This window comes from Fontivita pretiosa, from assembly GCF_050410795.1.
GTDB classification, from domain to species: domain Bacteria; phylum Planctomycetota; class Phycisphaerae; order Tepidisphaerales; family Tepidisphaeraceae; genus Fontivita; species Fontivita pretiosa.
On the sequence record NZ_CP191258.1, the window covers coordinates 2,845,721 to 2,860,697 of the forward strand.

The 14,977-nt window shown below is 64.1% G+C and carries 13 protein-coding genes; 6 read left to right on the forward strand and 7 right to left on the reverse strand.

Annotated features, from left to right (window positions below; translation table 11 throughout):
• Positions 1–4: 4 nt before the first annotated feature.
• Positions 5–634 (reverse strand): Uma2 family endonuclease, encoded by a 630-nt coding sequence (locus ACQS5P_RS11485; RefSeq protein ID WP_428936760.1) that lies wholly within the window; start codon positions 632–634, stop codon positions 5–7.
• Between the two features lie 58 nt (positions 635–692).
• Between ACQS5P_RS11485 and ACQS5P_RS11490 the strand changes: the two genes are divergently transcribed.
• Positions 693–1,499, forward strand: coding sequence for a pseudouridine synthase (locus tag ACQS5P_RS11490; protein ID WP_428936761.1), 807 nt, complete (start codon positions 693–695; stop codon positions 1,497–1,499).
• 53 nt (positions 1,500–1,552) lie between these two features.
• Here ACQS5P_RS11490 and ACQS5P_RS11495 read toward each other — a convergent pair whose 3' ends face one another.
• Positions 1,553–2,482, reverse strand: coding sequence for a hypothetical protein (locus tag ACQS5P_RS11495; RefSeq protein WP_428936762.1), 930 nt, complete (start codon positions 2,480–2,482; stop codon positions 1,553–1,555).
• A 390-nt stretch (positions 2,483–2,872) separates the two neighbouring features.
• On the opposite strand from ACQS5P_RS11495, the gene ACQS5P_RS11500 reads away from it, so the two are divergent.
• The gene (locus tag ACQS5P_RS11500) at positions 2,873–3,916 is read left to right on the forward strand and encodes a prolyl oligopeptidase family serine peptidase (RefSeq protein ID WP_428936763.1); all 1,044 of its coding nucleotides are present in this window, start codon (positions 2,873–2,875) and stop codon (positions 3,914–3,916) included.
• On the opposite strand, the gene ACQS5P_RS11505 is transcribed toward ACQS5P_RS11500, so the two are convergent.
• Positions 3,906–4,694 (reverse strand): HpcH/HpaI aldolase family protein, encoded by a 789-nt coding sequence (locus tag ACQS5P_RS11505; protein WP_428936764.1) that lies wholly within the window; start codon positions 4,692–4,694, stop codon positions 3,906–3,908. The genes ACQS5P_RS11500 and ACQS5P_RS11505 overlap by 11 nt on opposite strands.
• 37 nt (positions 4,695–4,731) lie before the next feature.
• Here ACQS5P_RS11505 and ACQS5P_RS11510 point away from each other — a divergent pair, with 37 nt between their 5' ends.
• A complete protein-coding gene (locus ACQS5P_RS11510) occupies positions 4,732–5,754 on the forward strand; it encodes a 2-hydroxyacid dehydrogenase (RefSeq protein WP_428936765.1) in 1,023 nt (340 codons plus the stop codon).
• Positions 5,755–5,805: 51 nt separating this feature from the next.
• Here the strand turns inward: ACQS5P_RS11510 and ACQS5P_RS11515 are convergent, their stop codons facing one another.
• Positions 5,806–6,942: a uroporphyrinogen decarboxylase family protein gene (locus ACQS5P_RS11515; RefSeq protein WP_428936766.1), complete on the reverse strand. Its 1,137-nt coding sequence runs from the start codon at positions 6,940–6,942 to the stop codon at positions 5,806–5,808.
• Between the two features lie 242 nt (positions 6,943–7,184).
• Here ACQS5P_RS11515 and ACQS5P_RS11520 point away from each other — a divergent pair, with 242 nt between their 5' ends.
• A complete protein-coding gene (locus ACQS5P_RS11520; protein WP_428936767.1) occupies positions 7,185–8,219 on the forward strand; it encodes a class I SAM-dependent methyltransferase in 1,035 nt (344 codons plus the stop codon).
• Positions 8,220–8,306: 87 nt separating this feature from the next.
• Here ACQS5P_RS11520 and ACQS5P_RS11525 read toward each other — a convergent pair whose 3' ends face one another.
• Positions 8,307–9,962: a hypothetical protein gene (locus ACQS5P_RS11525; RefSeq protein ID WP_428936768.1), complete on the reverse strand. Its 1,656-nt coding sequence runs from the start codon at positions 9,960–9,962 to the stop codon at positions 8,307–8,309.
• Positions 9,963–10,150: 188 nt separating this feature from the next.
• Between ACQS5P_RS11525 and ACQS5P_RS11530 the strand changes: the two genes are divergently transcribed.
• Positions 10,151–11,356: a glycosyltransferase family 4 protein gene (locus tag ACQS5P_RS11530; protein ID WP_428936769.1), complete on the forward strand. Its 1,206-nt coding sequence runs from the start codon at positions 10,151–10,153 to the stop codon at positions 11,354–11,356.
• Here ACQS5P_RS11530 and ACQS5P_RS11535 read toward each other — a convergent pair.
• Positions 11,342–12,358, reverse strand: coding sequence for a glycosyltransferase family 2 protein (locus ACQS5P_RS11535; RefSeq protein WP_428936770.1), 1,017 nt, complete (start codon positions 12,356–12,358; stop codon positions 11,342–11,344). The genes ACQS5P_RS11530 and ACQS5P_RS11535 overlap by 15 nt on opposite strands.
• Positions 12,359–12,477: 119 nt before the next feature.
• Between ACQS5P_RS11535 and ACQS5P_RS11540 the strand changes: the two genes are divergently transcribed.
• Entirely contained in the window at positions 12,478–13,152 is a 675-nt protein-coding gene (locus ACQS5P_RS11540) for a class I SAM-dependent methyltransferase (protein ID WP_428936771.1), read from the forward strand.
• A gap of 33 nt (positions 13,153–13,185) precedes the next feature.
• On the opposite strand, the gene ACQS5P_RS11545 is transcribed toward ACQS5P_RS11540, so the two are convergent.
• Positions 13,186–14,820 (reverse strand): oligosaccharide flippase family protein, encoded by a 1,635-nt coding sequence (locus ACQS5P_RS11545; RefSeq protein WP_428936772.1) that lies wholly within the window; start codon positions 14,818–14,820, stop codon positions 13,186–13,188.
• Positions 14,821–14,977 lie beyond the last annotated feature (157 nt).

Consider the following 14,977-nt stretch of genomic DNA (forward strand, 5'->3'; position numbering starts at 1 on the left):
CGGCTCAAGCCGGTAACAGGTTCCTTGCCGGTAAGGTGAGCCCCTTGCCCAGTGGTGTCACAAGGGTGAGTCGGGCGGGCCGCTCCAGCAGCGTCAACTCGTGGTATCTGCGATGCCGCTTGTCCGGATTCTGGTAAACCTCTATTCGCCGATCCACCAGGTTGATAATGATGTACTGCCCGATGCCACCGGCCGCGTAAATCGGCAGTTTGACCGTTCGGTCGAAATCAAGCGATGCTTCGGCGACCTCGATGATGCTCGTGACGTCGGCTCCCAGAGGCTTTCGATCTCGGTAGTCGTCGGGGCTGCCGCGGACGATTGCAGCATCGGGCTCTGGTTCGTGCCGCGGGGGAAACTGCACCGGCTGCTGGATACGAATGTGACATCCGAGCTTTCGCAACCGTGGGTTCAGGTCCATCAGCTTCTGCACGACCCAGGTGTGGCGCGTCCCCACGGTCATCGGATCTTCCCCGACAGCGCTGCGGTCCTTACGCAACACGACGCCGTCGATCAGCTCGTATGGTGCACCTTCCGGCAACAACCCGGCCCGGATCATGCGGTTATACTGCGCCACCGTCAAGCGATACGGGGGGTTCCTCGGATGCAACGTGCGATCTGGACTGAGACTGATCATCGCAGCTTTCCGCAGCGGTGATTATACACGCCCAACACCAGCGAGTAAGATTTCGCGCGTGAAACAGCGTATTCAGAAAGTTCTGGCCGCCGCGGGGGTGGCGTCGCGGCGGGCGGTGGAGGAAATGGTGCTTCAGGGCCGCATCGCCGTCAACGGCAAGGTTGTCACCTCCCTGCCTGTTCTGGTGGATCCGCAGCGCGACAAAATCACCATCGATGGCGAACCGATCCGCGCCGACAGGCGCATGACCGCCCAGCGCGTCTACCTGATCATGAACAAGCCCAAGGGCGTGTACAGCACGAACGTGGCGCAGGGCGAGCAGACGCGGGCGATCGATCTGCTGCCGCCGGGCTTCCCGCACCGCGTGTTTCCCGTCGGCAGGCTCGATGCCGAATCAAAGGGATTGCTGCTGCTGACCAATGACGGCGAGCTGACCCACAAGCTCACTCATCCACGCTTCGGCGTGCCCAAAACCTACACCGCCGTCGTCGATGGCTATGTCACCCCCGAACAGGTCCAACAGCTTCAAAAGGGGATCTGGCTGGCAGACCCGAACAAGGGCGGCTTCAAAACCGGACGGGCGCAGATCAGGCTCATCAGGCGTGGCCGGCAGCGCAGCATCCTGGAAATCACGCTGCGCGAGGGGCGTAACCGGCAGGTTCGCCGCATGCTCGCCAAAATCGGACACAAGGTTCGCGAGCTGACACGCACAAAGATGGGTCCCCTGGAATTGCGCGGCCTTGCGCCAGGTCAATTCCGCGAGCTTACACCCCGCGAGCTCAAAGCGCTGCGCGCCGCAGTCGAGAGCAGGCCACATCAAAAGTCCACGGAGAAAACACAGACGAAAACGGATCAACACCGATGAACCCGAATCATCCGGGCTTGTTTCATCCATGTTGATCCGGGTTCATCAGCGGTTCATCCCCGCCAGCGATACGGCTGCGGGTTGAACTTCTTGAACTTTGGGTTCTTCACGAACTTGGCGCCGGCGTCGATGATCGCCTGTTCGTAGCGGTCATAGTCGGGGTTGTTGCGGATGCGGTCAAAGCCGCGCAGCCCCACGACGCAATACCAGTTGGACGAAGCGTACTCGGGCAGGCCTTTCTCGATGGTGGCTGCGATGCCGCTGGAAGCCAGAACATCGCGAGCCTCAGTGGCGCTTTTTTCGTCCAGGTAGATCTGCACGACGACGTAGTTGCGGCCGATGATCCGCTGCCCCGTCGCCGCCTCGTTAGGTGCCTGCGGGGTGGTGGATTGCGGGGCGGCGGTGATCGCCTCCTCCGTTTCGGCTGCGGAGCGCGATGGCGCCGGCGAGCCGCTCTGCGGCGCGCCCGTTGCCACCGCCGCGGCGGGTCCCGGGCTGGCAACGTCCAACACCTGAGGCCGGGCAGGACCCTGCCGCAACTGCTCGCTGGAAGGCCCGGCGATGGCGCTGGCCGGCCCGGAGCTGAATCGCCGCCCGATCATGTACGCCATCGTCACCACCACCACGATGGCGAAGACGGTCACCGCCGCACTGGTGTAGGAGACGTGAAAGGTGATCCGCTGGCGATCCGGGTCCAGCCGCAGGTCGATCCCCGGCGCCCGCGGCGCCGGCGCGTTGGATGCGTCCAGCTCTGTCCACGCCTGGCGCGAACCGGCCGCCGGCGCCTCCGCCGTCATCGTCGCTGCCGCCGCCGACGCGTCGTGGCCTGGCCCATCGGTCCCCTGCGCCGTGGCCGCACTGCCCCGCCGACGGGCTTTGAACCACCACTTGGGCGTGCGCAGAACATCCGCCACGCTGCGTCCGGCCGTCTTGTTCGACTGGATCACCTCGAACAGCGCGATCGCGTTTTTGCCCTTGGCCATCCTTGACCTCGCTTTCTACTGCACGACTGTGCCAGTCATATGACCCGCACCGTTTGTGCCGACTGTGCCGCCTGCGCCGATCGCACCAATCCTGACAATCGCGCAGGCACAAGCGACTCTCCGAGTCGCCCCGACCGCGGTCCCACCCATTTCCGTAACCTACGATTTGCCCCCAGGAAGGTCAAGCAGTCCCATGTAGCCGACGATTGAATACTTAGAGCAAAGGACCAGGCACGGGGAAGGCTTTTGACGGGAGATGCCATCGATGCGCCGACGCGTCCGATTTGTCTATCTCCCCTGCCCTGCGATCTCCCCGCTTTGCCTCTGGTCGGCGCGAATCGTATGTCTTACCTGTTTACACACTGATTCTGGAGGACGGAGGTATCCGCCATGCAGCGCCCCGTGATGAACCCGACCTTCTACGATGACTCGCCGGTGGCGCAGCCACTTCGCCGGCGACGGCTGTTGCGGGCGGCGCTGGCGGCAGTGTGGCGCGCAGGTCGCTCGCTGCTGAAGGTCCTGACCTACGACCCGATTTCGCACATCCATTTCCGTGACGAACTGGGCACCCCCGCATCGCGATTCGCGCGGGCGGTGATGTATCGCCTGGCCTTCGTGCCGGTGCTGGTGGCGGCGGCGGCGTGCGCGTTCGTGTGGGCGGCGACTCACCCCCGCCCCGCCACCGCCGAGGTCGATCCGGCCTCGCAGTCCATCTATTATGATCCGGTCACCTTTGTCGGTCCCGACGAGCTGCGGCTGGAGGGGTGGCTGATCCCGGTCATCGAGGCCAAGACCGTGCTTCAGGAGAAAGAGCGGGTTCTGCGCAAGCGGTATCCCGCGGTGGTGCTCGCCCACGACATGGGCCACCGCCGTCAGCAGATGCTCCCGCTGATCCGCCCGCTTCACGACGCCGGATATGTCGTGCTGGCGTTGAACCTGCGAGGCGGTGGTGCGCGGGCGGCGGCAGGCGAGACGTTCGGCATCCTGGAGGCCGGCGACATCCGCGCCGCCGTCGAGCTGCTCCGCAAAAAACCCTTCGTCGATCCGGACCGAATCGCCGTCGTCGGCTGCGGCACCGGCGCCACCGCTGCGCTTCTGGCCGCCGACGCCGATCGCAAGATCGCCGCTGTCGTCGCCGACAAGCCCATTCAGGATGTGGCCGAGGTCGTCAACGAGCGACTGGTGCCCTCCACCTCCTGGCTGAAGTGGATCGCGCCGCTGTGCAAGTGGACCTTCGAGATTTCCTATGGCCTGGATACCGAGGATGTGCAGCTCACCAACTTCAAGAAGCTGTTCACTTCCCGCCCGGTGCTGATGGTCGAGAGCACCAGTCGCTACCCCGACCCATCCGATCCACACACGATCGATCAGGTGATGACCTTCCTGAACGCGGTTCTGAACCGCGAGCCGGCGATGGTGCAGATCAGCAATTGAGCAACGGCCGCACGGCGGCAAGCAGCTGCTGACTGTGTGCAAACAGACTGGACACATCCGCCCCGATCGCCAGCCACTGCGCTCCGGCGGCACGCCAGCGGGCGATGGCCGCCGGGTCGCTGCCGCAGGCGATGCCCGCGAGCTTGCCGGCGGCTCGGGCCGACCCCAGCACCCGCTCGATTTGCCCGCAAAGCTCCGAATCGTCGATCCGCCCAAGCCGCCCCATCGAAGCCGATAAATCGTAAGGTCCCACGCAGATGCCATCGACGCCCGGGGTGTCGATGATCGCCTGGGCGCAGCTCAGGGCATCGACGTGTTCAATCTGAAGCATGATCAGGGCCTGCCGATCCGCGCGGCGCAGATACTCGTTCAGGTCGGTGGCGCCATATCGCATCCCCCTGACCGGACCAAAGCCCCGCGTCCCGGCGGGCGGGTATTTGCACGCCGACACCGCACGCGCCGCCTCCTGGGCGCTGCAAATCATCGGCACGATCACTGCCGCCGGCGCAAGCTCCAGCACCGGCTTGAGCATCACCGGATCGTTCCACGGCACACGGACAAACGGCGCGGTGTCCGTGCCGCGAACCGCCATCACATGTCCCAATGCCGACTCGATGCTCAGCGGGCCGTGCTCCATGTCGATCCAGGTGAAGTCGAACCCCGCCTCGGCCACAACTTCGCTGACCGTCGGATCGCGAAACCAGATTCCGCAGCCCAGGCACACGCCGCCGGCACCGATCTTCGCCAAAAATTTGTCCAGGTTGTTCAGTTCGGACATGATCGTGTGATCATAAAGGTTCGCACGAGGGCTTGCCATGAACGAGCTGAGTCGGCCGAATCCGCTGAAGGTGGCACTGGTTTCCAACAGCGCGCCCGTTCTGCCGGCGTGGGTGGGAGCGGAGCTTGAATCGGCTGGGGCGCGGTTCGTGGCGCGCGAATGCACGACGGCCGATGAGCTGCGACAGACCGCCGCCGACGCCCAGATCGTGTGGGTGTTTGGCGGCGGAACGATCTGCGACGAGAAGAACGTGCGCCTGCTGGCGCAATGCCGGTTTCTGCTGCGAAGCGGCACGGGGACGGACAATGTGGCGGTGGAAGAGGCGACGAAGCTGGGGATCACGGTGGGCAACACGCCCGTCGCGGCCGCCGCCACCGTCGCCGACCACGCCGCGGCGCTGCTGCTGGCTTTGGTCCGTCAGATCCCCATGCAGGATCGCCACCTGCGGACCGGCGTGTACGACCGTTCCTATGCGTTTCCCGACTGGCACCTGGCCGGCGCGACGCTGGGGCTGCTTGGCTTCGGGCGAATCGCACAGCTCATGGCCAGGCGGATGGCGGCATTCGACGTGAAGCTGATCGCGCACGATCCGTACGTCGATCCGAATTGCGAGCCGGCGCGACAACTCGGCGTGCGGTTCGTTTCGCTGGACGAGCTGTTCAGCCAATCCGACTTCCTCTCGATCCACTGCCCGCTCACGCCTCAGACACGGCATCTGGTCAATGAACAGCGGCTGCGCATGATGAAGCCCAGGGCGATGATCGTGAACACGGCGCGCGGGCCGATCATCGACGAGGCGGCACTGGCGCGAGTGCTGGCCGAGAAACGCATCGCCGGCGCGGCGCTGGATGTGCACGAGGTCGAACCGCTGCCGCCCGACAGCCCGCTGCTGCGACTGGAGAACGTCGTCATGACGCCCCATACCGCCGGGCATTCCGACACGATCTATCACGACTTCTGGCGCGATTCGGTGGATACGATCCGCCAGGTGCTTTGCGGCCGACCCCCCAGGTGGCTGGTCAATCGTCCGCCATCGCCCCGTCAGCCGGCGCTGTGGTGAGCGACAGCGATAATTGACACGGCGGAGCGAGCCAGGCATGACGCACAGACCTCACCCGCGTTGCGCCAGCCTCACCATGGTCTGGTAATTGCGCAGCGTGCGTGGCGAGATCGTTCGACTGAAGGGCGCGGCCGACGGCATCAGGACAAAGCCTCGCCCGGGGCCGCTGGTGCCGTCGCGCAGCGTTTGGGCGACGAGTTTCTCGAACCGGTCCTCCTGCATCGTCTCGATGTCGCTGGCTTCGATGTTGCCGAACAGAACCATGTCCCTGCCGTAGCGGGCGCGCACATCCGCAAGCTGCACATCTCCCTGCGGTGGAGGTTCCAGCGGATCGGTGGCGTCGGCACCCATCTCGACGAACACCGGCAGCGCCGAGGCCACCCGCCCGTGGCAGTGCAGCCGCGCCCATCCCCCGTGACGCTGGATCGCCCGCACCATCGGCCCGGTGAACGGCAGGACGAACCGCCGAAAAAGTGCCGCAGGCAGGTTCGGCTCGGCGGCGAACTCCGGGCCGTAGATTCGCCAGGGATGCTGTGGAAACACCGCCGACACCTGCTCGATCACACGCAGGTGATGCGGCGCCAGCTTGTTCAGCAGCGCCTCGATGAGATCCGGCTGCGTGTAGCCGATGAGCATGAAGTTCTCGCTGCCCAGCAGCATCGCCGCCTCACACACCGGGTCGGGCACATCCACCATCACGATGCCGCGGTCGCCCAGCGCCCGATCCGCCGCGATCAGGTGCGACACGTCGCCGGCGTCGTACTCGAACAGCTCATCAGGCAGTTGCAGGTATGCGCGAAGGTCATCCACGTCCTTGAGCAGATGCTGAAGGTGCCAGGTAGTGGCCAGGTTCGGGTCGCGGCGCGTCAGGGCGGTCATGGTCCTTGCGGCGAGCTTGAGGGTCGTGCGCGTGAAGCGCGAGCCGTTGTGCTCGAACGGCTCGATCTTGAAATACTGTTCGCGCGGGTTGCGCGGGGTCGGTCGCTTGCGCGGCGCAAGCAGCGGCAGCAGATCCGATTCCGCACGCGCCAGCTCGATCAGCGCCCGCCACGACGGATCGTTGTAGATGTTGAACCGGTCGGGGTTGTCCGGGTCGAATTGCGGCCCGCCGATCTCGTAGAAATTGACCGCCGGGCGGTCCACCGGTTTGCCCCGGAATGTCGCCAGAAGGCGTTCTCGGCGAGTCATGGTCGTCAATACATGGTCGTCAATAGCAGTTTACCACGATCGCAGCACGCCCGCCCGTGCAGGCGATCCGTCCAAAGAACGAGATGTCCATTAGGGAAGCGGAGAACCGCTGCGGGAATTGAGTGGCAGGCTCAGGCGCGGGAATGCGAACCACGACTTGGTCATGACGTTGCCTGCGCGCGTCCGGAAAATCGGGCACGCCCGTACGCGCAGACGGATCCGGCGCGTATCATCCGCGACGCATGATCGATCTGACCAACCAACCCTGCCCGGTGTGCCGGACGACAGGACGAAGCCAGCCGCTGCATACGACCCGCTATCCCGAGCACCGCTACCCCGGCCCGTTCACGCTGCGACGATGCGGCGAATGCGGTCTGCTGTTCAACTCTCCCCGGCTCGACCCGCCCGAGCTGGCGCGGCTCTACGGACGCAATTATTACTTTTTCCTCCGCTCCGACGCGCGCGAGTTTGATCGCATCGTCGGCATGTATCAGCGCTCCGTCGGAATGATCCAAGATGATCTTCAGCACAGCGGCCTGCCGAAACGCAGCATCGACATCGGCTGCGGACGCGGCTATTTCCCGGCGGTGCTCCGTGAGCTTGGCTGGGACGCATCGGGCATCGAGATCTCCCCGGACGCCGCCGAATATGCTCGAAGCAGATTCGCCCTGGATGTCTTCACCGGCACCGTTGAGCAACATGCCGCCTCCACGCAGGCGCGGCAGTTCACGCTGGTCACCGCGATCGACGTCATCGAACACGTGCCCGACCCGGAGCAGTTCGTAGCGGCTGCGGCGAAACTGGTGGCGCCGGACGGATGGCTGATCATCGACACCCCCAATGCCGCCGCTGAAAACATCCGCTCCAGCGGCGTCGCGTGGAAGGGGTTCAATCCATTTCACATCTACCTGTTCACGATTCAGAACCTCACAACGCTGCTATGCCGACACGGCATGCGCCCGGACAAGAGCTTTTCCTACGGCAACACGCCCACCGCCCCACACCTGCGCGACCGTGCCGTCGCGGCGCTCAAGGCCGCCGGATTGCTCCGGCCGGTTGCAGGTGCGTATTTTGCCGCCAAACGGCTGACGATCCGTGCCAACGGCGATATCCAGCAGCACGTCGCCCGCGCCGTGGCGCGCATCCGCCGCGAGCCGCCCTACTCAGCCAGTTCCGACAGCACGGCCCCCCTGGCCGCCAGCAGAGCCGGCGACAACATCGTCGTGATCGCGCGCAAGCAGGCTGAACCTCCGCCGAACTCCGATCAACGCCCATAGCACAACAAGTCTGAAGCAGGGCGACGCTCGTGCAACGACCTGGGCTCCGGGCTTTCAGAGGCCCAAGCCGCGATGGCGGCCGCGCGTTCATCGGCGCGCATCGGTCGCCGCACGCGCCCGCCGAGGCATCCGACGCCAGTCCTGTCCCTCCGGCGGTACCGCGATCCGCAGGGTCATCAGATGCATCGTCTCCTTACCGCGGCGCACGCTGGCGATCCGCGACACCGGGACGATCACCCCCCGCTCGATCAGCCGCGCAATCAGCGGCTCTTTACTGCGATACACCGCCGACGGGAAAATCGCGTAGTCCAGCTTGGCCTCGGCCAGTTGACGCGGGTTTCGCGGTCCTTCGCCTCGAGGCAGCAGCTCGCGGGCGCTGAGCACGTGCACGCCGCTCAGGTACGTCATGATGCTCCCCGACGGGCCAAGCACCCGCTGCCCGGGGCGAACGTGCCGGCGGATCTGCTCGCACATCTCCAGCGTCGCCAGGTACTTTCCGTTCTTGTAATGCTTCAGGAAATTCGGCTGCCGCTGCTCGACGATGAATCCGATCGATCGCGACAGATTGTTCAGCACCACGATCGCCAGCCCCCCCACCAGCACCGCCTCGGCCCATTTCTTCGGCACCCGCTGCGACAGCCAGACGGTGGCCGAGAGCCATCCCAGCAGCAGCGGCGGCAGGATCATCAGGTAATATCGCGGCACGCTGGACAGCAGCACCGTCACCACAAACGTCAGCCAAACCAGCAACGCCCACAGCGCGTGCCGGCGCAGCAGAAACCCGGCCGAGGCAAGCAGAATCAGCGACCCCGCCACGCTGAACGGAGCAAGCTGCTCGCCGAACATCGCCGCCGGCAATTGATCGTGCAGGGCAGAATACGTTCGCTGCCACAGGGAGTTGGCGGCGCGCGGGGCCATCTCCAGCGCCTCGCGCTCATACCCGCCCAGGTAGTGGTTGGCGCCTTTGAGCCGCGGGTCGATCGCGAACATCACCGCCCATACTCCGATCAGCACCGCCAGACAGATCGCGTAGAACCGCCGACGCGGGCCGCGAATCAACGCCCACAGGCACACGAGGCCCCAGCAGGCCGCGACGATCAGAAACGTCGGCCTCATCGACGCGGCCAGCAGCAGCCCCAGCGTCGCGATCGCCAGCGCGCCGATTCGACCGGAACGCTCCGCGGCAAGCTGAAGTCGATCCCAGCCGTACAAGGCCGTCACCACCCCCAACAGAAACGGCATGTCCGTCAGCAACTCGTGAGCGTGCTGAATGAACAGGGCGTTGCTGCCCAGCAGACATGTGATCGTGATCGCCACCCATGGCGGATAGTGCAGCCCGATCAGCCGATATGTCACCAGCAACGTCCCGGCCGCCATCAGCAGCACCAGCAGCACCGAGCTGGTGGTGACCAGGCTTGGTCCCAGGATTCGCTGCTGCTGGGCGGCGCTGGGGGTGCGATCGCGCGGCCCCAGCAGGACCTCGATTCCCGCCAGCAGGTATGGAAATCCCGGATAGACCTGTCCGGAAGCCCAGGAGCCGAAGACGTATCCGCGTCCGGCCGCGATGTTCGCCGCCAGACCACGGTAATGCGAGCTGTCCAGCCCGACCCGCCAGCGGCCGTTGAAGGAGATGATCAGCAGGAATGCGACATAGGCGTACAGGACTTTGCGGTGCCTGACGATCGCGTCGGTGACGCGATTGTTCAGCAGTTGCAGATCAGCCGCAGAATCGGCACGGAGCATCGCAGCGGGGATTGTCGAATTGCCGCCGGGGGCGTCAAGCTTAGGGGGACCAAGACCCCAGACTCGCCAAGTACACGGCGCTTGCGGTATAAGTGTGCTTTGTGTCCATCGAGCAACGCATCCCGTCCCGGCGGGCCAAGAGTGACGAACCGGTCAGCGTCAACCTTGCAGTCTGCGGTCGATTCCACATGTGTAACCATGTCCGGTATCTGGATCGCGCGGGGCTTCTCAACCGGTTCTATTACGCTGCAAAGCCATCTTTGGACGCGGCCCAACTCGGGCTAGCCCCAAGGCGCGCCGTCAACGCTTGCCTCAAGGAGTATCTGGTACACGGGCACGAGCTGCTGCTGGGTCAGCGAGCGACCGGACGGATGTTTCCGCTGTACCACGATCTTTGGCAGCGCCTGGTCCTGCGGCATTGGAGTCCAGCACGGATTCTGCACTTTCTGCTTCATGGTAATTGTCTGCAACTCATTTCCCGCGCGCGCAGGGATGGCGCACTGGTACTGGGCGAGCCGGTCAACTCGCACCCCAACACCTTCGTGAAGTTGATCAACGAGGAGCATCGGCTGCTGGGGATCGCCGCAAAGCCGCTGACGCTGAGTATCGAGCAGCGACGCATGATCGACGAGGCTGCCAGAGCCGACCAACTTCTGACCGGCTCACAGTTCATACGGCAATCGTACATCGACAACGGACACGATCCTGCACGCATCCGGGTGATCCCGTACGGCGTCGATCTGCACCATTTTCGCCCACTCACGGAAGCCGAGCGCGCCGCCTCGCAACGCCAACAGGGGATGTTTCGTGTCATCTGCGTCGCACAGATCGTTCCGCGAAAAGGGCACATCTATCTGCTGGAAGCCTGGAAGCGACTGAAGCTGCCCGCCAGCCAGGCCGAGTTGCTGCTGATCGGCGTCCTGCATGAGAACATGCGGCCGCTGCTAGCCAGGTATGCCGACAGCTTTCGGCACATTCCCCGAGTCCCGCATCAGCAGCTTCGCGAGTACTACGCACGCAGCAGTGTCTTTGTATTGCCTTCGGTGGAAGATGGATTTGCTTACGTGGTCGCCGAGGCCATGGCCTGTGGCTTGCCGGTGATCACCACGCACAACACTGGTGCGGCCGACCTCGTCAGCGACGGCATGGACGGCTTTATCGTGCCGATCCGGTGCACGGAGGCGATTGCCCAACGGCTGCAACTGCTGTATGACGACCGCGCCCTGCTGGAGCGGATGGGCAGCGCCGCACTGGCCAAGTCCCGCAGGCAGCTCTCCTGGGAAAACTATGCCCAGCGCCTCATCCAGCTGTACCGGGCGATTGCCAACGACGCGCCTGCCGCCTCCCGGAATCATCCGAGAGGCAACGAGCCATCGCCTTTATTGCGGCGATGAGTCCTGCTGTGCTGCCCGACTGTGGCTCTGTTCTGGCTCGGGCTGATGACGCAAAGGCGGTAACAGTGCCTCCACCTCGTGCAATGGCGTGGCACCCTGCCGATCCAGCCGCCGCGCCAGCCGATAGACCCGACATGGAACTGGCGCACGCCGATCCTGCCCGCGCAGAATCGTCCACGGGAACTGCAACAATCCCTTAACCAGCCAAATTGGATGCGGCCGCTTGAAACAATGAAACTTCACCAGGTTGGCTGTCGTGCCGAGCAGGCGCAGCGGCAAATACGGCATGGGCACGTTGTACCACGAGTAAAGCAGTGCATTGCGCACTCCATAGACCGTCATTCGCCGATTGTCTCGTTTGGGCGAGACGAAGTGGTGAACCGGATCAGCGCGGCCGAGTCGCGTAACATACCCGGCGGCCAGCATGCGCAGGCAGTAGTCCATCTCCTCGCCCTGATGAACCAGAAGCTCCCGATAGCCTCCCAGCGAAATGAACACGTCCCTGCGCAGGGCGTGGGCGCAGCCGATATAGCTGTTCACAACACGCAACTCCCCGGCAGCGCTGGCAGATTCCCCGATACCGTATCCTGGATGCTGTCCCGGTAGTACGTTTACGTTGATATGCGGAATCGCCACCGCTCCCACGCGCGGATGATCGAATTCAGTCAGCGTCTGTTCGACCACTCGTGGCGTGGAGAACACGGCGTCGTCGTCCAGGGAAAAGACGATCGGCGCGCTGGCCATTGCCACGCCACGGTTCCGCTGGACGATATACCCCCGGGATTGCTCGCTTCGATCAACCCTCGCCTGCGGAAATGCCTGCCTGACCGCCTCAGCCGTCCCGTCGGTCGAGCCGTCGTCGATGACCAGTACCTCAACCGGCACGGTCTGCGCATACGCCGATCGCACCGCGTTCAGAGTGTCCTCGCGGCGATTCTTCGTGGTGATCAGAACAGTAGCCTGTGGTGCCCGGTCTTCGGCGTATCCGCTGGCCTGTGACAAGCCTTTGGCTCCTTGTTTTGTGCCGGTATGATACACAGTCAGGCGATGCTTGGCATCTTGGGATGGGCCCGGAGTGTAAGCCGCCGCCGCAGTGCAATGTCTGCCGCTGGAGAGTTGTCATGAAGCCGGCCACCTCCTCGTGGGGCAGTTATGTCCGCGCTGGGTTTGGTCGACGGCTGTCGCTGCTGGGCGAGCGGTTCGGCATCGACTGGCTGACGTACAATCCGATTCATTTCCGACACTTTCACGAGCACGGATTGCGGAATGCCCCGGCGGTGATGCGTGTGATCGCGCGGACCTTTCCTGAGGCAAGAAGCTATGTAGACGTGGGCGCGGGCAGCGGAGTCTATGCGGCTGAGGCACAGCGGCAGGGCATTCGCGTGGTCGCCTGCGAACACAGTAGCACTGGGCGCCGCTGGGCCAGCCGACAGGGGGTGGATTGCCGTCCATTCGACTTAACTCGCGAGCCTCCCGCACCGATTACCGACACGTTCGACCTCAGTTATTGCTTCGAAGTGGCGGAGCACCTGCCTCCGGCGCTTGGAGACCGGCTGATCGCATTTGTGGCTGGACTAGCGCCGATCGCGGTCTTCTCAGCCGCGCATCCAGGGCAGGGGGGAACCGGACATATCAATGAGCAACCCAAAGAATACTGGATTGAACGCTTCGCTCGCGCTGGTATGCAGTATTTGGAAGAACCGTCGGCTGCGCTTGCAGAGGGCTTCCGGCGGGAACACGTTGAGGCCAGTTGGCTGATCACCAACGTGATGGCATTTGGACGCGATCGACGGTGATTTGCCCGTCTGCCTCCATGTCGCGTATCCGTGTCAAGTTCCTCGACTATACTTGCGCCCCCATAATGCCGAGCGAACCGGGCGCTGCGCCAGCGACAGAATCGGGTGTAGCACGCCGTTCAGATGATGCAGCAATTGCTCGACAGCATCACGATCCACCCGATGCAGAATTGCCAGATAGATCCCCAACATAAGTGATGCCGCGATCCCGGCGGCCAAGAAATCTCCTATCACCCCCTTGGGCATGAATGGCAGGATCGCCGAGGCTGCGGCGACGGCGGGCAGGGCGCAGACGATCGGACGCCAGACGGCGTCGAACAATTTGGCGATGCCAGCAACTGAGCGATATGCGCCCGCGGCGAAACAGCTCGCCGCCAGCCAGCCCCAGATACTTACGCCGATCGCCGTCCCGTGGGCGGCCCCCAGCCAGGTCGCAGGCGCAACCACCGCGAAAAACAGCAGCGCAACCACGCCCCACAGATAAAAGCCGTCGCGGAAGCGACCACTGGCCGATAGCAGCGACGCCAGTGGCCAGATGGCGGTGTACAGGACTGGCCCCAGGCTCAGCAACTGTACCAGCGGAATCGCAGGCTCCCACTTGTGGGCAAACAGCAGCCGAATGGCCGGCCCGGCCAGCAGGATCTGGAGCGCCATCGCCGGCACCACCATCACCGCCAGCGACTTCATCGCCCGCTGCGTTGCCTGCTCCATGCGGGGGCGATCCCCCAGCATCGCGTTCAGCGCGGGCGTCAAAACGGCGCCAACATTGTTGCACAGCACCTGAATGATCTGTGCGCACAGCAGGAACGCAAAATAGTACAGCCCGCTGAGCGTGGGATTATCGTACAACGCGCCCAGAACAAGATAGTCACCGATGGCGGTGAGGCTGTAGAACAGCCGTTGTCCGGCGACCCATCGCGTTGAGCCGATCAGCGAGCCCCATCGGTGCGTGGATAGTCTCCAGTGCACCGGCGGACGTGCCAGTATCCACAGGATGGGGAGCCTGACGACGGCGTTAACAAGAAACGGCACGACGAAGCTATACGGTCCGCATCCAAGCGCCGCCAGCGCCACGCTCAACGCCTGGGCCATCAGCACGTCCGCCAGGTTCACCGCTGCCAGCCGGGCAAAACGCAATTCCGATCGCAGGACCACGACCGGGACCATGCTTGCGGCATTGAGCGGCGCGGCGGCGGCGAGGATCAGAGTCATCCACAGCACATTTGGATTGGCATAAGCGGCGTTGCCGTAGCGCAGCGCGACCTGGTGGACGGCCAGACCGCTCAAGGCCACCAGCGCCCCGCCTGCCAGTCCCAGCATGACATTGAGCCAGAAGGCCGCAGTTGCCCAACGTCGCAGGCGCGTCTGTTTCTGGAGAAGCACCTCGTCCACGCCCGGATTGTTCAACAGCGCGGCGAATGCGGTGATGGTGTAGACGAGGCTGACCTGACCGAAATCTCCCGGCGCCAGCAGCCAGGCCAAAGCCAGTTGCGTTGCAAAGCTGGTAATGCGCGTGACGATGGTCTGGGCGCTCAGCCAGACCATTCCCCTGGCGGCGCGCGAGCCGATATTCTGTGTGGCAGATGACGCGGAAGAAGCGCCGGACCTGACCGGCGCCAGCGCATCATCCTTGCCAAGCAGATGGATGTCGCCGCTCGACTGGCTCATCGGCCACATCCTCGTGCAGGCAAACCGCCGCGTCAAACCCCGCATCTTCAACGCCTGATTGCCGACCGCGAGCTGCGGCTGTCCATGGGCCGTGCGGCGCGGCGGAGATACGAGTCGGTGAATCTGGATTCCTACAGCCGCTGCCTCAAACAACTCT